19 protein-coding genes and 1 tRNA gene are annotated in these 16,906 nt (G+C 75.0%); 10 read left to right on the top strand and 10 right to left on the bottom strand.

Annotated features, from left to right (window positions below):
* Window positions 1-563: 563 nt before the first annotated feature.
* Window positions 564-734 carry a hypothetical protein gene (locus NT8_RS30350; RefSeq protein ID WP_176579678.1) on the bottom strand — a complete coding sequence of 57 codons (171 nt, stop codon included), beginning with the start codon at window positions 732-734 and terminating at the stop codon, window positions 564-566.
* Window positions 735-1,366: 632 nt separating this feature from the next.
* Here NT8_RS30350 and NT8_RS20595 point away from each other — a divergent pair.
* The 5 genes from NT8_RS20595 (at window position 1,367) to NT8_RS20575 (ending at window position 4,471) form a co-directional block, all read left to right on the top strand.
* Window positions 1,367-1,843, top strand: a complete 477-nt coding sequence (locus tag NT8_RS20595; RefSeq protein ID WP_067972184.1) for an NUDIX domain-containing protein — start codon at window positions 1,367-1,369, stop codon at window positions 1,841-1,843.
* Window positions 1,844-2,444: 601 nt separating this feature from the next.
* Window positions 2,445-2,981, top strand: a complete 537-nt coding sequence (locus NT8_RS20590) for a nitroreductase family protein (protein ID WP_067972181.1) — start codon at window positions 2,445-2,447, stop codon at window positions 2,979-2,981.
* Complete coding sequence (locus NT8_RS20585) at window positions 2,971-3,309, top strand: DUF6092 family protein (RefSeq protein ID WP_067972178.1); 339 nt, start codon at window positions 2,971-2,973, stop codon at window positions 3,307-3,309. Before NT8_RS20590 ends, NT8_RS20585 begins: the two co-directional genes overlap by 11 nt.
* A gap of 459 nt (window positions 3,310-3,768) precedes the next feature.
* Window positions 3,769-4,074, top strand: coding sequence for a hypothetical protein (locus NT8_RS20580; protein WP_067972175.1), 306 nt, complete (start codon window positions 3,769-3,771; stop codon window positions 4,072-4,074).
* An 82-nt stretch (window positions 4,075-4,156) separates the two neighbouring features.
* On the top strand, window positions 4,157-4,471 hold the full coding sequence (locus tag NT8_RS20575) for a hypothetical protein (RefSeq protein ID WP_157515910.1): 315 nt from the start codon (window positions 4,157-4,159) through the stop codon (window positions 4,469-4,471).
* Window positions 4,472-4,847: 376 nt separating this feature from the next.
* Here NT8_RS20575 and cyaB read toward each other — a convergent pair whose 3' ends face one another.
* Window positions 4,848-5,420, bottom strand: coding sequence for a class IV adenylate cyclase (cyaB, locus tag NT8_RS20570; protein ID WP_217999274.1), 573 nt, complete (start codon window positions 5,418-5,420; stop codon window positions 4,848-4,850).
* A gap of 5 nt (window positions 5,421-5,425) precedes the next feature.
* On the bottom strand, window positions 5,426-6,793 hold the full coding sequence (locus NT8_RS20565; RefSeq protein ID WP_067972168.1) for a hypothetical protein: 1,368 nt from the start codon (window positions 6,791-6,793) through the stop codon (window positions 5,426-5,428).
* A gap of 187 nt (window positions 6,794-6,980) precedes the next feature.
* On the opposite strand from NT8_RS20565, the gene NT8_RS20560 reads away from it, so the two are divergent.
* Entirely contained in the window at window positions 6,981-8,372 is a 1,392-nt protein-coding gene (locus tag NT8_RS20560; protein ID WP_245646257.1) for a helix-turn-helix domain-containing protein, read from the top strand.
* 180 nt (window positions 8,373-8,552) lie between these two features.
* Here the strand turns inward: NT8_RS20560 and NT8_RS20555 are convergent.
* From NT8_RS20555 to galU, 7 genes are all read right to left on the bottom strand, one after another.
* Window positions 8,553-8,626 (bottom strand) — tRNA-Ala (locus NT8_RS20555).
* A 63-nt stretch (window positions 8,627-8,689) separates the two neighbouring features.
* A complete protein-coding gene (gene sepX, locus NT8_RS20550) occupies window positions 8,690-9,493 on the bottom strand; it encodes a divisome protein SepX/GlpR (RefSeq protein ID WP_067972162.1) in 804 nt (267 codons plus the stop codon).
* A 500-nt stretch (window positions 9,494-9,993) separates the two neighbouring features.
* Window positions 9,994-10,653, bottom strand: coding sequence for a GNAT family N-acetyltransferase (locus tag NT8_RS20545; RefSeq protein WP_067972160.1), 660 nt, complete (start codon window positions 10,651-10,653; stop codon window positions 9,994-9,996).
* 192 nt (window positions 10,654-10,845) lie between these two features.
* The gene (locus NT8_RS20540; protein ID WP_067972158.1) at window positions 10,846-11,388 is read right to left on the bottom strand and encodes a MogA/MoaB family molybdenum cofactor biosynthesis protein; all 543 of its coding nucleotides are present in this window, start codon (window positions 11,386-11,388) and stop codon (window positions 10,846-10,848) included.
* Entirely contained in the window at window positions 11,385-11,873 is a 489-nt protein-coding gene (gene moaC, locus NT8_RS20535; RefSeq protein ID WP_067972190.1) for a cyclic pyranopterin monophosphate synthase MoaC, read from the bottom strand. The genes NT8_RS20540 and moaC overlap by 4 nt, the downstream gene beginning before the upstream one ends.
* A 128-nt stretch (window positions 11,874-12,001) precedes the next feature.
* Window positions 12,002-13,234, bottom strand: a complete 1,233-nt coding sequence (gene glp / locus NT8_RS20530) for a molybdotransferase-like divisome protein Glp (RefSeq protein WP_067972155.1) — start codon at window positions 13,232-13,234, stop codon at window positions 12,002-12,004.
* Window positions 13,235-13,390: 156 nt separating this feature from the next.
* Window positions 13,391-14,314 carry a UTP--glucose-1-phosphate uridylyltransferase GalU gene (gene galU, locus NT8_RS20525; RefSeq protein ID WP_174549608.1) on the bottom strand — a complete coding sequence of 308 codons (924 nt, stop codon included), beginning with the start codon at window positions 14,312-14,314 and terminating at the stop codon, window positions 13,391-13,393.
* Between the two features lie 187 nt (window positions 14,315-14,501).
* Here galU and NT8_RS20520 point away from each other — a divergent pair, with 187 nt between their 5' ends.
* The 4 genes from NT8_RS20520 (at window position 14,502) to mscL (ending at window position 16,856) form a co-directional block, all read left to right on the top strand.
* Window positions 14,502-15,077: a 5-formyltetrahydrofolate cyclo-ligase gene (locus NT8_RS20520; protein WP_067972148.1), complete on the top strand. Its 576-nt coding sequence runs from the start codon at window positions 14,502-14,504 to the stop codon at window positions 15,075-15,077.
* 163 nt (window positions 15,078-15,240) lie between these two features.
* Window positions 15,241-15,579, top strand: coding sequence for an FmdB family zinc ribbon protein (locus tag NT8_RS20515; RefSeq protein ID WP_067972137.1), 339 nt, complete (start codon window positions 15,241-15,243; stop codon window positions 15,577-15,579).
* A 138-nt stretch (window positions 15,580-15,717) separates the two neighbouring features.
* Window positions 15,718-16,359: an SAF domain-containing protein gene (locus NT8_RS20510; RefSeq protein WP_067972134.1), complete on the top strand. Its 642-nt coding sequence runs from the start codon at window positions 15,718-15,720 to the stop codon at window positions 16,357-16,359.
* Window positions 16,360-16,451: 92 nt separating this feature from the next.
* Window positions 16,452-16,856, top strand: coding sequence for a large conductance mechanosensitive channel protein MscL (gene mscL / locus NT8_RS20505; protein ID WP_067972187.1), 405 nt, complete (start codon window positions 16,452-16,454; stop codon window positions 16,854-16,856).
* Window positions 16,857-16,906 lie beyond the last annotated feature (50 nt).

The following is a 16,906-nucleotide window of genomic DNA, read 5'->3' as shown; positions in this document are numbered from 1 at the left end:
CCCCACCCCCCCCCGCAGAGCCACCCGCCCCACCACCGGCGGATCTCCAGGCCGCCCCACCGCCGAAGAGACCGCCCACCACGCCCACTGTCAGAGTCCCCACGCCGCCCCACGATCGAAGGAGCCACCCGCCACCGTGCCGACGGCGTAGGCCCCACGCCACGCCCACCGCCAGCGAGCCCCCCCACACCCACACACCGCCCCGCCACCAGCGAGGCCCCACGCCACCCCACCCCCGCAGAGCCCGCCCGCCACGCCCGCCGACCACCCTTCTCCGCGCCCGGCACCTCCGCCCTGATGCCCTGAGCCCGCATCGCGGCCGCCGCCGCACAGGGCCGTAGGCGCAACGACGTCGGAGCCACCCACCGGCCCCACCCCCGACGGCCTCAGAAGGACACCCACCCCGTCGCCCGGACTCGGGCATCGGGCATCGGGCACACGCCAGGAGCTACACCGGTTGCCGTAGGGGCGCATCACCGGGGGACGCCGACACGAGCGAACGGGAACCATCGCGACCAGGCCGGAGGCAGCCGCCACCTCACGGAGCGGGGCGGTGTCCTCCGTCAGTCCCCGCCATCGCCGCCGCCACCGTATCCGCCGTCACCGGACGACCCCCCGCCGTCGTACCCGGCCCCACCGTCCCGGCCCGACGCGGACGTGCTGTCCGGGACGAACAGGCCGATGATGCCGACGACGACGAAGGTGCCCATCAGAAACTGGATGATCAACTCCACGAGACCGCCTCCGTGGTGCGCGATGTGCCTTCCCTACCCGCTGACGGTGGTCGACCACGGCGGGCGCGTGGCCGGTTCGGGCCGGTGCCACCCCGACCGAACCCGCCCGTCCGGCGCCACCGGCGGACCCCACCCGGCCGACCCCACCCGGCCGATGCCACCCTGCCGACCCCACCCGGCCGATGCCACCCGGCCGATGCCACCCCGGCCGAACCCCCCTGTCCGGTGCCGTGCCGACGAACCGACCCGTCCGGGACCGCGCCGACGAACCGGCCTCGGGCCGACGACGGCCCGCCGACGAGGCACGTCTTCGACGGGCGGAAACGGGTCCTCGACCGGTGGACCCACCCACCAGCTCCGCGTCCCCCACCCCCTGCACACGGGGTCGCCTCCGGTGATCCCGACGCACCGGCTCTCGCGCATCCGGCCTCGGAGACCACGCCGGCGCCGAAGCGGCGGACACGCCCCGGGGCGGGGCGGCGGCCGCACGCCCGGGCCGCCAGGCTGTTCGCCATCGTCCCCACCGGTCCCGAGAACGGGCACTGCGCGCCCCGCCGCGTCCCGCGCCCACGGCGCGGCGGCACCGCGCGCCGCTCGGCCTTGGGGTCGCCCGTGGCTGCCAGACTGGACCGGTGCCCCGACGCAGTGCCGGAATCCTGCTCTACCGCCTCGCCGACGACGGCTCGCCGACCGTCCTCCTCGGCCACATGGGCGGCCCGTTCTGGACCCGGCGCGAGGCCGGTGCCTGGACCATCCCCAAGGGCGAGTACGGGCCCGGTGAGACCGCCGAGCACGCGGCCCGCCGCGAGTTCCACGAGGAACTGGGGCTGCCCGCTCCCCCGGGCAAGCTCCTCCCCCTCGGTGAGATCCGCCAGGCCGGCGGCAAGACCGTGACGGCGTGGGCGCTGCGCGGCGACCTCGATCCCGCCGACACCGTCCCCGGCACGTTCACCCTGGAGTGGCCCCGGGGCTCCGGCACCTTCCGGGAGTTCCCCGAACTCGACCGGGTCGCCTGGTTCCCGCCCGACCGCGCCGCAAAGCTCATCGTCACCGGCCAGCGGACCTTCCTCACCCGCCTCACCGAACTCCTCGCCACCCCACCCGGCTGACCCCCGGGCCTTGCCCGCCCTCGGCCGTCCACCCCGCCGGGCCCGCCGCCTGAACAGGCCATCCCGCAGGAGCCGGCGTGCCCGGCTTGCCGCACGGCCGACCCAGCCGGCCCGCCACCCGGGGCCGGTCGGCCATCGCGCCGGGGAGGCCGCTGCCCAGGGGCACCGTCCGGTCGGCTCACCGGGCCCGGCCATCCCTGCCCACCATCGACGGACCGGCGGTGGCCCGCCCCTGTCGGTGCGGACCCGGGCAGGGGCCGTCGGGGCGCGCGCCCGCCCACGCGGTGGTGGGCGGATTCGAGGTCGCGCACCCCCGTCCGCCGGGCGCGCCGCACCCGCCCACACAGCGCCGCCTCCCGCCCCCGACCCTCGCCCCCGTCCGGGACCGCGCGCCCACCCGCGCGGTGGTGGACGGGTTCACCGACGGCTCGGGCGGACCGGACGGACGGTACCTCCGCTCCCGCCCGAATACCGCGTTCGCCTGCGGAAACACCCACCGGCGGTTAGCGTTGACCACGTTCCGTGTTACGCGTTCCGCCGCGTCCGCCAGCACCCGCGTGGCGGCCGCTCCTCCGTATCGGGCGCCCAGAGGGGAACCGCCATGTCGCACGACCACGTACCGGACGCGCTGACGGTGCTGCGCACACGCTCGGCCGTCCGCGACTTCGCGCCCGTCCCGGTCGACGACCGCACCGTCGACCTGCTGGTCGAGGCCATGCTCGCGGCCCCCAGCGCGTCCAACCGGCAGGCGTGGCGGTTCGTCGTCGTCCGCACCCACGACTCCGTACGCGCGGTCCGCGCGCTGGCGCCGGGTGTCCTCGGCGTCCCGGCGCTCGTGATGGTGGCCTGTGTCGACGGCGGGCGCATCGGCGTCGGGTCCGCCCCCGCTGCGCAGAGGGTCACGGACGTCGCGCGGCTGTGCGTGGCCATGGCCGTCGAGAACCTGCTGCTGGCCGCGCACGCGCTCGGCCTCGGCGGGTGCCCCGTGTCCAGCTTCCACACCGGGGGGCTGCGCGTCCTGCTCGACCTGCCGCCCGAGGTCACTCCGCAGCTCGTGGTGCCACTGGGCCGCCCCGCCCGCCCCCTGCGCAAGTCCGTCCGCCGCGACCCCGATGAGGTGATCCGCTATGGCCTCTGACCACGCCCCCGGCGCGCCCGCCGCCGATCCCGCCTCCCGACCGGACGACCGGCTGCGCCGCGAGATCGTCCTGCTCGCCGCGTTCCTGCTGACCGGCGCCGACGGTCTGCTAAACGAACCCCCGGAGTACGGCGCGTTCCGCTGCGCCGACGCCGCCCGCCGCGCCCTGGCGATCCTCGCAGACGAAGGCACGCTCGACCCCCGGCTCGAATCGATCCGCGCGCGCCTGGACGAGATCGCGTTCGCGCCCATGGGCGACCTCGACCTGTCCGCCGTCCTCGAAGCCCTCTGCCTCGACATGGCCGCCGCGTTGCGCAACCCCGCGTGAGCTCCGGGCGCCCGGCCCCGCCGGTGCCGCCGCGCTGCGCGGCCCTGCGTGAGCCCCGCGCACCCGCCCCGCCGGCGCCACCGCCCTGCACAGCCCGGCGTGAATGCCACATGCCCGACCCCGCCGCCGGCGTCACCGCCCTGCACAGCCGCTGGGTGGGCACCGCACGCCCGACCCCCCCAATACCGCCTTCGCTGCGCGGCCCCGCGTGCATCCCGTGCCGTGCCGTGCCGGTTCCGGGAAGGGCGGACGCGCGCGGGTACGGCGCGCCGTGCCGGAGAATTCCCACCGTGCACCATGGGCAGTCGCCGCCCGGCGATTGGGCACCGTGCGCATTGTCGCGCCGCATGAGCGCCCTTTACCTTCTTCCACGTGAGCCCCTCCACGAATTATTCCGCCGGAATACCGCCCCGGATTCCGAGCGGCGGAGAGGGCCACTCAGGAAAGGAAAGAAACACCATGCGCACCTCACGCATTCTCGCTCTGCCCGCTCTCGCCGTCCTGGCGCTGGGACTCGCGTCCGGCTCCGCCTCCGCGTCGACGCTGTCCGAGGGCGCCGCGATCGCCGACGCCCCCGACTGCATCGATGTGTCCAGCAAGGGCAGGACCGCGACCGCCTACAACGAGTGCGACACCTCGGAGCGCATCAAGTTCATCTGGGCCTTCGCCCCGGACAGCTCCTGCCGCTCGGTCGGAGCGGGCAAGAGCACGTCGCACACCAGCAGCTACGTGACCGCCCGGTTCGACGGCATCCAGGACTGCTGACACCCATCACCCCCGGCCGGCCGCGCGGCCGGGCCCCATGGGGCCCGGACAGCGCGGCAGGCCATCGAGGAGAGGAATGACCATGGGTGGTCGCAGAATGCTCGCCCTGCCCGTACTCGCCGTCCTGGCGCTCGGACTCGCGTCAGGCACCGCCGCCGCGTCGACCGCTTCCGCGCCCGCGCAGAGCCCGGCGCTCGCCGCCGCGCCCGACTGCGTCGAGTCGTGGGTCGACGGGTACACGGCGGAGGCCCGCAACGACTGCAGCACCTCCAAGCGCATCAAGTTCACCTGGGCCCTCGCCCCGGACAGCAGCTGCCGCACGATCAGATCGGGGAGCAGCTCGTCCCACACCATCAGCAACCCGCTGGCCTATTTCACCGGCATCGAAAGCTGCTGACCGCCCCGGACCGGGTCCCACGGAAAACTCCGTGCGGCCCGGGAAAGGGAAACGTAGAATGGCCCGGTCGACACCGCTCCTCTTGAATCGGGGAACCATGTCCACCTCCGGCCACCGCGGTCCGATAGCGCCATTCCGGTGGGCGTTATCGGAATCCGCGGACTCCGTTCCCCGCCTCGGCCACCGGTGACGCCTCCCGCGGCCACGGCCGCGAACCGCGGCGCCCCGCGTCATCCCCACCGATGACGCACCGGCCCCGCCCCCCGTGAGCGCCCCCACCGCCGATCGGCGGCGGGGGCGCCCCCGTTCCCACCACGCACGGGACGGCATCCCCACGACCGTGCAGGCCGCCGACCGGATCGCCGCCCTGCACGACTCAGCCGTGCGCCCCGGTGGTCGCGTCCCGCACGATGTCGCGGTACGGCAGCTCCACGACCGGGGCCTCCGTGAGGCCCAGCTCGGTCTCGACCGCGGCCAATTCGGTGGTGGCCCGGCCGACGTCGGCGCTGAGGACCTCGACCTCCACGAACGCGCCCGCACCGACGATCACGTCAAGGGCCACGGCAACGTCGTCACGATTCTCGTGCCGCCAGACGGTGCGAAGCTTCTCCACGCGCGCGAGCGGCACCATGCCGATCGCCTCCAGGAGCGCCTCGGCGTCGCCGGCCTCGGCACCACCGGCGAGGGCCACGTTCGTCTCCCGCTTCGCGATCACCCCCGCAGCGCTGTGGGAGGCCCCGGTGGACGCGGGCTTGTAGGTGATCTCGGCCGCGTCACCACGACGCCGGACGCGCAGGCACTCCACCGTCTCCAGGTAGTCCACGTCGGGGCGGCTGTAGTAGGTGTCCACCTCCGTGGAGGAGGCCACGGCGCGCCACCCGCACGCCATCAGGCGCGCCGTGAGCTGATCGGAGGCGTCGATCGCGCGCTTACGTTCCACTTCGATCATCACGGTCATCCTCCGGGGTTGAGGGCCGTGTACACGCGGGCGAGGTTCTGCTTCCCGCACGTACCGCGGACGGCGGCCAGCGCCTCCCCCAGGATCTCGGAATCGGCCACGTCGATGTGGGAGAACAGCACGAGTTGCTTGGCGTCGGCGAGCGGGTTGGCCAGCCGTTTCCGCAGGTAGCGCGAGTAGTAGTGGCGGTGTCGCACGATGATGTCGTCCGCCCGCGCCGGCAGCAGCACGGTGCGACGCTCGCCGCTGGCCTCGGCGGAGTGAACGGCGACCGCGGTGATCAGCTCGTCCAGGGTCAGGTAGGCGTAGGTCTCGCGGCCTTCCCGGGCCGCCCAGTCATTCCAGACCATCCCGCATTCGGCGTCGCCGCGCTCGACCGCGGTGAGGAAGGCGGCCAGGGCGATGTCGGTGCAGGCGTCGAAGATGTCACCGTCCACGGCGTAGCGGTCGCCGTAGGGCTCGCTCACCGCCATGAGCATGGCCCGTTGGGAGCGGGGCAGCCAGTCGGCGGCGGTCACCGTGTAGTGGACGCGCTTGTGACCGCTGCGGGCGTCCAGCCAGTCGGCGGACGGTCGCCCCTCCAGCACCGGGACGAAGCCGAGGGCGCCGGAGCGCCAGGCGTGGTCGCGGAAGGTGATGTAGTGGCGCTGAACCTCCCGGAGCAATCCGACGGGGGCCCGCACCACCGCACAGGTGGAGGCCTGGAGCCGAGCGACGGGAACGATCACCGAGTCCTGGCGGACGACCACTTCGTCCTGGGCGTGGTGGTAGGGGTGCGTGCCGTCGGAAAGGTAGAGCGGGGTGAACAGGCGGAGGAACCGCAGCCACGACGGCGCGTCGTAGACGTGGGTGACCCGCTCGTGGAGCGACGGGGCGCGGACCGCGTAGACGTCGCGATAGGCGAAGAAGCCGCCTGGAGCGAGGATGGTCGGCAGGTCGCGCATCAGGGAGTGGATGCCGGCGTAACCGCCGCCGTAGGAGTACACCTCGTGCAGCAGGGCGGAGGCGGACACGACGTCGGCCGGGCGTTCCACCAGGCGTCCGATGTCCTGGGCGTGGCCGCGCAGCAGCCGACACGTCCCCACGGCGCTGAATCGCTCGATCGCGTGGGCGAGGCCGCGGGATTCGACGTCGGGAACCTCGATGAGCGTGAGGTCGGCCGACCGGCCGCGTTCACGCAGGAGTGACGCTAGGGCGGTGACGGCCGCACCGCCGCCCGGACCGATCTCGACCACATGCGGGCGGTCGGCGGCGACCCGGTCCACGGAGCGGGCCATCAGGAGTGCCTTCTCGTCACCGTGGGCGTTGGCGGCGGTATCGAGGTAGGCGGGCGTGGACTTGTGGTCGGCGGCGAACACAGGCATGAGGGGTTCCTTCTGCACAGGTGAGGCGCCGGCGCGCCTCGGGCGGGCGCATCTACGCTCGCTCGACGCAAAGGAACCCTTCAATGACGCGGGGTGAGGCATCATTGACCCTAGGGACAATGACGCGTGCAGGCGGGGCACGTTAGCGTCGGCTTGACGCCGCCCCGCGGAGGTGGAGATGGCGCGCATGACCCGCGCTCAGCGCGCGGACGTGGTCCGCGAGGCCGCGCGGATCCGCTTCGAGGGCCAGCGCGCCGGGCGCAGCGTGGACGCCGTGGCCGGGGAGATCGGCCGTCGGCTGCCCCTCAGCGCGCTCGAATGCCGGCGGCTCGCCTACGGGTGGACCCGCTCCCAACTGGTGTCGGCCGTCGTGGATGCCCTGGCCGCCCGCGGCTTGGCCGACCCCGGCCTCAGCGAGGCCCGCGTCTGCCGGTGGGAGCACGGCGACACCAGCCCGTCCGCGGACTACGCCGAAGCGCTGGCCGCGGTCTTCGGCGTCGCACCGAGTCGGCTCGGCCTGGCGGTCCCCGCCGGAGCGGACCCCGCTTGGTACCGTCGACCGCAGCCTCGCGAGCAGGGAGCCGCCTTGTCCGACCACACACCGCTGACCGCTGTGACGGACAGCGTCGCCCTCCAACTGGAAGTGGAAGGGCCGGCCGGGGGACCGCAGACGCGCGACCGCGTGCACCGGGCCCTGGAGTACTACGTCGAGCGCTACGGCGACTACCCGCCTGCTGTGATCGGCCGCGAAGTCCACCGGTGCCGCAACCTGGTGGTCGGGATGCTCGCCCGCGACCAGACCGAACCGCACCGCCGGGAACTGCGACGCCTGGGCGGATGGCTGTCGGCGCTGGTCGGCAACTTCGCGTTCTCCGCCTCCGACTACACCGGGGCGCACATCCACCTGGGGACCAGCGCGCGCTTGGGCGGCGATGTCGGCGACACCCGCCTGGAAGGATGGTCGCTCGGCGCGCAGTCCATGGTCGCCCAGTTCCAGTATCGCGATGCGGACGCCTACGACCTCGCTCTGCAGGCCCGCGAGTTGGCCGGCGACGATCTGCGCAAGAGCCAGTCCGCGGCCTGGTGCGAGCTTCGCCCGCTCGCCCGGATGGGGCGCCGCTCCGAGGCCCGCGACGCGGCGGCGCGGGCGCAGCGCCACATGGAGGCCGCGACAGAGGACCACGGGCGCTTCGGCTTCGACCGCGCCCAGCTCCACCTCCATCTGGCCGAGGCGGCGCTCGACCTCGGCGAAACGGCCGACGGGCGGCGGCACGCCACCGCATCGCAGGATCTCAAGACCACCGGGTCGGGCGGCTGGGCCGCGGCCACGGCCGTTCTGGCGCGCGCCGCAGCGGGACGCCGCGACGCGGTGGAGGCCGTCGGGCTGGGCTGTGCCGTACTCGACGCGGTGCCGGCCGACCATCTTCGGGAGACGACGCGCCGGCGCCTGTGGGAGCTGCACGCTGAACTCTCCAGCGCCGACCCGACCGGGCCGGTCAGGGAGTTGGGTGACCGCCTGCAGGCGCTGGCGCCGCACGTCCCGCCCGCGCGGTCGAGCCCGGAGATCAACGGGCGCTGAGCCTGCGGGCGCGGGCGTGCTGGAATGCACTCCCATGCCGGAGGTCCATGCTGCACGGACCGCTCGCGCCCTTTCGGGACAACGAGAAAAGGGAGACCGCCTGTCGGCGATCTCCCGGAATTCTCCCAGACCCTGAATGGCGCCTCTCTACGAGGCACGAGAACACGGCCTGTCCTGCGGTGGAGCTGAGGGGATTTGAACCCCTGACCCCCTCGATGCGAACGAGGTGCGCTACCGGACTGCGCTACAGCCCCTCAAGACGTGTACAGCCTAGCAGGGTCCGGCGGGTGCCTCGAACGGGTTTCGCGGGGGTGGGGTCAGTCGCCCGCGGCCCGCTGTTGGGCGTCGGTGTACTGGTCGTAGACCTGGTCGGTGCGGCCCGTGAACTCGATGATCTCGGCCTCGCGGGCGGCCTCGGCCGCGCGGCGGGAGCGCTCCTGGGCGCGGTGGCGGGCGCGGCGCTGTTCGGCGGCGCGGAGCTCCCGGTCGGCCTTGGCGGCCTCGCGCAGCAGCACGAGGTGGCCGAACAGGAGCCCGGCCGGCGGGACGAGCACCCACCACGGGCCCAGGCCGAGCGCCACCGCGACGCTGGTGGCGGCCAGCAGGGCGGTCAGCCCCGTGGTGCGGCGGCGGCGCCGGGCGATGACCCGGGCGCGGCTGGGCCGGGGGCGGGGCGGGAGCCCCTCGGAGCGGCCGAAGGCCACGGCGCCGTGGTCGTCGGCGGGCACGCCGTGGGAGACACCACCGGCGTCGATGTCGCCGCCGCCGGCACCGTCGCGGTCGTGGTGGTCGTCGTGGGCGTCCGGGTCCGTCGCGGCGCGGCCGACCGGCCCGCCGACCGCGCCGGGACGGCGCAGGACCACCGTGCGGTCCGGGTCGTCGTCATCGGCGGCGGTGATGCCGGGACGGTAAGCGCCACCCGGGCCGTCGGTGGCCGTGCCGGCGCGGGGGGCGTCGTCCAGGGTGCGGTCCGGGTCGTCATCGGCGGCGTCGAGGTCGTCGTCGAGCCCGTCGTGGTCGAGATCGAGGTCGGGGTCGACGGGGTCGCGGCGGAGCAGCATCGGCACCAGGACGATCAGCCAGACGACCACGATGGCGAGGTACAGGGGAGCACTGCTCATGACCCCTCCTCGCACCGCCGACCACCGAACATCCTCCGACGCTCCGGCGACGCGGCGGCCCGCTCATGGCCCATGCCGGGTGGCGACCCGACGGCGGGTCGCCGCGGGGTCACGACCCGGCGCGCGTGGCGTCCGCCGTGCCGCTGGTCATCCGCAGTCCCCCATGCGCCATATGCACGTGTTGCCGTCATCGTTGGTACGTCTACGTTCCGCACCGTACGACCCGGTGTCCGTAAATGCGCAGTATTCGGACCGGAGTGTCGCGAGATTACAGTCTTTCCTCTTCCCCGGTCGAGCCTTTATGCACGTCACGTGCCGGTCACGGCGTGATCACCCGAAGTGACCCCTGAGGGCCGAGTATCACGCTGTGTCATTTCCGTCCGCCGCCGGGCCGGAACCCGTTCCGGGTCCCGGCGATTATCCCGTGAACGCGGGCCGCCCGGGAGGGGTTTGGCCGCGTTACCGGAACCGGATGCGGATTCGGTCGCCTCCGGCCCTGGTCACGGCCACTCCGGTTGCGGCGTACCGCCCGGAGGGGCGTCGGGGCCCGAAACGTGGTCGCGCCGCCGCCAGCGGGCCAGCAGCCCGCCCGGCACGTCCTCGGTGGTGATGGCGTAGCACAGGTGGTCGCGCCAGGCGCCGTCGATGTGCAGCTGCCGCCGGCGCAGCCCCTCCTCGCGGAACCCGAGCTTCTCGGCGACCCGGCGGCTGGCCCGGTTCTCGGGCCGGATGCTGGCCTCGACCCGGTGCAGCCCGACCGCGAAGAACGCGTGGTCGACGGCGAGCGCCACAGCGGTCGGGATGACCCCGCGCCCCGCGTACGCCCGGTCGACCCAGTACCCCACCTGCGCCGAGCGCGCCGACCCCCAGACGATGGCGCTGATCGTGAGCTGGCCGGCGAACACCCCGTCGTAGGTGACCGCCCACGGCATGGACACGCCGTGCCGCGCCTCGCGCCGGATGGCCTGGAGCATCGCCACGTACGGGGTGAGCGAGGAGGTCTGCAGCGGCATCTCGGGGTGCGTGGGCTCCCACGGCCGCAGCCAGTCGGCGTTGCGCACACGGGTCTCGCGCAGGGCGGCGGCGTCGCGCAGCCGCAGCGGGCGCAGCCCCACCGGCCCCTCCGTGAGGGTGATCGGCCAGCCTCGAATCCGGTTCACTGCGCGTCCTTCCGACGCCGCCGGCACCAGCGGTGCCCGGGGAACGACCGTGCGCCCCGCGGCCACGGGCGGGGCCCGCGTCGCCTCCCGGGGTGTATGCCCCAGTATTCCACCTCGGCCGGGGCTCCGGTCAGGGCCGCGCGCGGGCGGCGCCCCGGGCCGCCGCCGGTGGCGGCGCGGGACGGGGCGGCGTCAGGACGGCGTGCGCGGGTGGTCGCCGCCGCGCATCTGGTCGAGCGCGTGCGCGAGGACCGGCCGCAGCACCTCCATGCCGTCGCGCACGCCCCCGCTCGACCCGGGCAGGTTGACCACGAGCATGCGGTGCCCGCCCTGCTCGGCCACCCCGGCCAGCCCGCGCGAGAGCACCGCCGACGGGACGCCCTTGTCGCGCCCCGCCGCGCGCAGCGCCTCCGCGATGCCGGGGATCTCGTAGGCGAGCAGCGGCCGGGTGGCCTCGGGGGTGGCGTCCTGCGGGGTGAGCCCTGTTCCGCCGGTGGTGATCGCGGCGTCGAACCCGGCCGCCAGGGCGCGGCGCAGGGCCTCGGCCACCGGCGGGCCGTCGTGCACCACCCACGGCCCCTCGACGGCGAACCCGTCGAGCGCGGCGAGCGCGTCCACGATGATCGGCCCGGACCGGTCGGGGTAGGTCCCGGCGGCCGCCCGGTTGGAGGCGGTCACGACGACGGCCCGGTACCGCGCGCCCGCGCCCCCGTCGGCCCCGCTTCCGGCGCTCACGCGCCCCTCCGCCAGTGCCCGGTCTTCCCGCCGGTCTTCTCCTCGACCCGCACCTCGGTGACGACGGCCTCGGGGTCGATGGCCTTGACCATGTCGACCAGGCCGAGCGCGGCGGTCATGACGCTCGTCAGCGCCTCCATCTCGACGCCGGTGCGGTCGGCGGTGCGGACGGTCGCGGCGATGTCGACACCGTCGTCGGCGACGGACAGGTCGACGTCGACCCCGTGGACGGCGATCGGGTGGCAGAGCGGGACCAGGTCGGGCGTGCGCTTGGCGCCCTGGATGCCGGCCAGGCGGGCGACGGCCAGCGCGTCGCCCTTGGGCACGCCGCCGCCGCGCAGGGCGGCCACGGCGGTGGCGGAGAGCAGCACCCGGCCGGTGGCGGTGGCGGTGCGGGCGGTGACGTCCTTCGCGGAGACGTCGACCATGCGGGCCGTCCCCGAGGCGTCGAGGTGGGTGAACCCGGATTCGTGCGGTGCGGTCATGGCCGGAGCGTACTCGCTGCCCGCCGCCCGGGCCGGGGACGGCCCGGCGGGCCCTGGCGCGGTCGCGCCCCGGCCCGGGTGGCGCGCGGTGCGGGTGGCGCGCGGTGCGGTACGCCGGACCACCGGGGTCAGTCGCGGGCAGGCAACCGCAGGACCTCCACCACCGCCCCCGAGGGCAGTTCGGTGGCATCCTCCGGGACGACGACGAGGGCGTTGGTCTCGGCCAGCGCCGACAGCTGGTGCGAGCCCTGCCGGACCGCCGGCCGTGCGGTGTAGGCCGGGCCGCCCTCCAGCCCGTCGTAGGCCAGGACCGCCCGCAGGTAGGAGCGGCGCCCCTTGGGCGAGCGCACCGCGGCGGCCAGGCGGGCGTGCACCGTCGGCAGCGGGGCGGGCACCAGCCCGCGCAGCTTGCGCAGAGCGGGCCGCACGAACAGCTGGAACGACACGAACGAGCTGACCGGGTTGCCGGGGAGGGTCAGGATCGGGGTGCGCGACGGGCCGACCGTGCCCGCGCCCTGCGGCATGCCGGGCTGCATCGCGACCTTGTCGAACGCCACCGTGCCCAGGCCGGACAGCACCTCCTTGACCACGTCGTAGGCGCCCATGCTCACCCCGCCGGTGGTGACGATGACGTCGGCCTGCACCAGCACGTCGTCGAGCGTCGACAGCACCTCCTCGGGCTCGTCGCCGACGAACCCGTGCCGGTACGCGGCGCAGCCCGCGTCGATGGCCGCCGCCGTGAGCATGTAGCTGTTGGACTCCCAGATCTGGCCCGGCCCGATCGGGGACCCGGGCTCGACCAGTTCGGCGCCCGTGGACAGCACGACGACGCGCGGCCGGGGGTGCACCCGGACCGCCTTGCGGCCGACCGCGGCCAGCACGGCCATCTCGGCGGCGCCGATCCGCACCCCCGGCTCCAGCACGGTGGTGCCCTCGCGCACGTCCTCGCCGGCGCGGCGGACGGCGTTGCCGGGCGCCGGGGCGCGGCCGATCAGCACCTCGGCCTGGCCGCCGTCGGTCCACTCCACCGGCACGACGGCGTCGGCGCCGGCCGGCATCGGGGCCCCGGTCATGATGCGGGCACAGTGGCCCGGCCGGATGGCCGCGGCCGACGCGTCCCCCGCCGGGATGTCGGCGACGACGGGCAGGCGAACCGGGCGGTCTTCGGCCGCCCCGGCCAGGTCGGCGGCGACGACGGCGTAGCCGTCCATCGAGGAGTTGTCGAAGCCCGGCAGCGACACCGGGGAGGTGACGGGCTCCGCGAGCACCGAGCCGTGGGCGCGGAGCAGGTCGAGTTCGATCGGCGGCAGCGGTTCGACCAGTCGCAGGACGTCGGAGATGTGCTGTTCGACGGTCTTCATGCTGGTGGGTCACCCCTCGGTGGGCGCGGCGCCCGGCGGGCGGCCGCGGGTCGGCGGTCCGGCGGCGTGCGGGTGCCCCGCCGCCCGCCCGGCTGCCGCGCCGCCCGGCGGGGCGGGGCGCGGCGGAGCGGGGCGGCGCGGGGCCGGGGGGGCGGGTCAGGCGCGGCCGTCGGCCTGCGCCACGAAGTCGCGCAGCCAGGGCAGGAACTCCGCCGCCAGGTCCGGCCGCTCGCACGCGAACTCCACGACGGTGCGCAGGTAGTCCACCTTGTTGCCGGTGTCGTAGCGCTGCCCGCGGAAGAGCACGCCGTGCACGGGGCCGCCGTCGGCCGTGGTGCGCTTGGCCAGTTCGCGCAGCGCGTCGGTGAGCTGGATCTCGCCGCCGCGGCCGGGCGGGGTGTCGCGCAGCACGTCGAACACCGCGGGGTCGCAGATGTAGCGGCCGATGATCGCCCACCGGCTCGGCGCCTGGTCCGCCGGGGGCTTCTCGACCAGGTCGGTGACGGCGACGACGTCGTCCTCGTCGGTCGGCTCGATCGCCGCGCACCCGTAGAGCGACACCTGCTCGGGCTCGACCTCCATCAGCGCGACCACGCTGCCGCCGTAGGTCTCGCGGACCTCGATCATGCGGCGCAGCAGGGCCTCGCGGGCGCCGATGAGGTCGTCGCCGAGGAGCACCGCGAACGGCTCGCCGCCCACGTGCGCGGCCGCGCAGAGCACGGCGTGGCCAAGGCCGCGGGGCTCGCCCTGGCGCACGTAGTGGACCTGGGCCAGCTCGCTGGACTCGCGCACCGAGTGCAGGCGCTGGGTGTCGTTCTTCGCCCGGAGCGCCTCCTCCAGCTCGTAGGCGCGGTCGAAGTGGTCCTCGATGGAGCGCTTGCTGCGGCCCGTGATCATCAGGACGTCGTCGAGCCCGGCGGCGACGGCCTCCTCCACGACGTACTGGATCGCCGGCTTGTCGACGATCGGCAGCATCTCCTTGGGGGTGGCCTTCGTCGCGGGCAGGAAGCGGGTCCCCAGGCCCGCGGCCGGCACCACGGCCTTGGACACCCCGGGCAGCGCGCGTGCGGTATCTGTCATGTCGGCACTTTAGGACAACGCTCCCCGAAACCACGCCCGGCGCGCGTGGGCGCGTCCCGGTCGGACGCCCGGACTCCGGCGTGTCCGCAGGTGGGAGGGTGTGCGGGACGGGTCCGGCGGGCCGAGGGTTCATCGCGGTTTCCCTCCGGCCTCACCAGGCCGTCCGCGGGCTGCCAGACTTCCCGGCATGGAGAACCCGACCAAGAGAGGGCTGCGCGAGCGCGCGCTCGCCGCCCGCCGCGCGCTGCCCGAGGCGGAGCGGGCGGGCGCCGGCTCCGCCATCCGCGACACGCTCACCGACCTGCCGCTGCTCACCACGGGCGGCACCGTCGCGGTCCACTACTCCGTGGGGACCGAGCCCGACACCCGCAAGCTGGTCGCCGCGCTGTGGAAGCACGGGACCTACGTGCTGCTGCCCGTCATGCTGCCCGGCGGCGAACTGGACTGGGCGGCCTACGACGGCCCCGACAGCCTCGCCCCGGCGGGGCACGGGCTGCTGGAGCCGACCGGCCCCCGGTACGGGCCCGACGCGGTGCGCCGCGCGGCCGCCGTGCTCTGCCCCGCTCTGGCGGTCGACCGCAGCGGGGGGCGGCTGGGCCGGGGCGCCGGCTGCTACGACCGGGCGCTGGCCCGGGTCGGACCGCACACGCTCGTGCTCGCCGTGATCTACGACACGGAGCTGGTCGAGCGGGTGCCCGTCGAACCCCACGACCGCCCGGTGCACGGGGTGGTGACCCCGCAGCGGGGGGTGCTGCGGTTCTGAGCGCGGGGGCGCTGCGGCGCGCCCGGGAACACCGCCGCCCCGGCCGGTGTTCCACTGTCCGGCGCCGCCACCGGCGGCGGCGCCGACCCCGATGTCGCGTGCGCGCCGCGCGAGCGCGTACTATTTAGCAGTCGCTGGGTGAGAGTGCCAACAGGGAGGTCCCGTGCCTACGTACCAGTACGCCTGCACCGAGTGCGGCGACCAGCTCGAGGTCGTCCAGAGCTTCACGGACGACGCGCTGACCGTCTGCCCCACGTGCGAGGGGCGGCTGCGCAAGGTCTACTCCGCCGTGGGCATCGTCTTCAAGGGCTCCGGGTTCTACCGCACCGACAGCGGCAGCTCCGACAAGTCCGCGCTGGCCGGCTCCAGCAAGAGCGACAGCGGCGCCAAGTCCGACTCCGGGTCGTCCGCCGGCTCCTCGTCGTCCGACTCCGCGTCCTCCTCGGGCTCGACCTCCGCCAAGCCCGCGTCGGCGAGCACGGCCACCGCCGCCTCCGCCTGACGTTCTCCACAGGGTGCCCGGCACCCTGTGGACGGCCCCGACGCATCCGGCCCGGGCGGCCTAGCGTGGACGTATGACCACCACCGCCCGCCGGCACCCGCTCGGCCCCGCCCGCCCGCGCCGCCGCCGGAGCCTCCGGTGACCCGGCGCCGCCGGACCGCGGCCCGGCTCCTCGCCCGGCACCGGCGGCTGCTCGGCGCCGCCTGCGCGGCGCTCGCCCTCACCGGCGCCGTGCTCCTCGTGCGCCCGCCGCCCGAACCCGCCGCGCGGGTCGTGGTGGCCGCCCGCGCCCTCGACGCCCGCGCGCCGCTCTCCACCGGCGACCTCACCACCCGCACCGTGCCCGCGCGCCTGGTCCCCGACCACGCCGTGCCCGCCGGCGCCGACCTCGCGGGGCGGTCGCTGGCCGGACCGCTCGCGCGCGGCGAGATCCTCACCCGCGCCCGCCTGGCCGACCCCCCGGCCCGCCACCACGGCGACGGCCTGGTGGCCGCGCCGGTGCGCCTGGCCGACCCCGGCGCCGCCGCGCTGGTGCGGCCGGGCAGCCGGGTCGACGTCCTCGCCGCCGCCGACCCGTCGGCCGACCCCTCCGCCGCGTTCGGCGCCGGGCCGGCGCCGCCCGCCGCCACCGTCGCCGCCGACCGCGCCGTCATCGCCGTCCCCGAGCCCGCGGCCGACTCCCACGGGGCGCTGCTGCTGCTCGCCGTCACCCCGGCCGAGGCCCGCGCCCTCGCCGGGCACACCCCCGCCGGCCACCTGTCCATCACCATTCGCGGTTGACCCATGACGTCTCGTGCAGGATGCTGTCCGGCGATTCCGCGCCGCACGCGCGGCGCCGCACCCGGACCACCCGACGACCTATGGGGGAGAACATGAGCGGTTTCCGGCAGTTCCTGATGCAGGGCAACCTCGTGCAGCTGGCGGTGGCGGTGGTCATCGGGGCGGTGTTCTCCAACCTGATCACCGCGTTCACCGAAGGGTTCATCACGCCCCTCATCGGCATCTTCGGCGGCGTGCCCACCTTCGGCGAGCTGTACTTCGAGGTCAACGACAGCAGATTCCTGTACGGGCAGTTCGTCGACGCGCTGATCAGCTTCCTGCTCACGGCCGCCATCGTGTACTTCTTCATCGTGCTGCCCATGACCAAGGTCCTGGAGCGGTTCGCCAAGGTCGAGGAGGCGGTCAACCGGCCGTGCCCGCAGTGCCTGAGCGAGATCAACAAGGCCGCCACCCGCTGCGCGTTCTGCACCTCCGAGGTCGCCCCCGAAGCCGCCTGACCCGCCCGGCCCCGCGCCCCGGACGGGCGGCGCGGGCCGCCCGCCCGGGA

This window comes from Nocardiopsis trehalosi NBRC 14201 (assembly GCF_001552555.1).
In the GTDB taxonomy this organism is placed as follows: Bacteria; Actinomycetota; Actinomycetes; order Streptosporangiales; family Streptosporangiaceae; genus Nocardiopsis_B; species Nocardiopsis_B trehalosi.
This window is presented reverse-complemented; position numbering and strand designations above follow the sequence as displayed.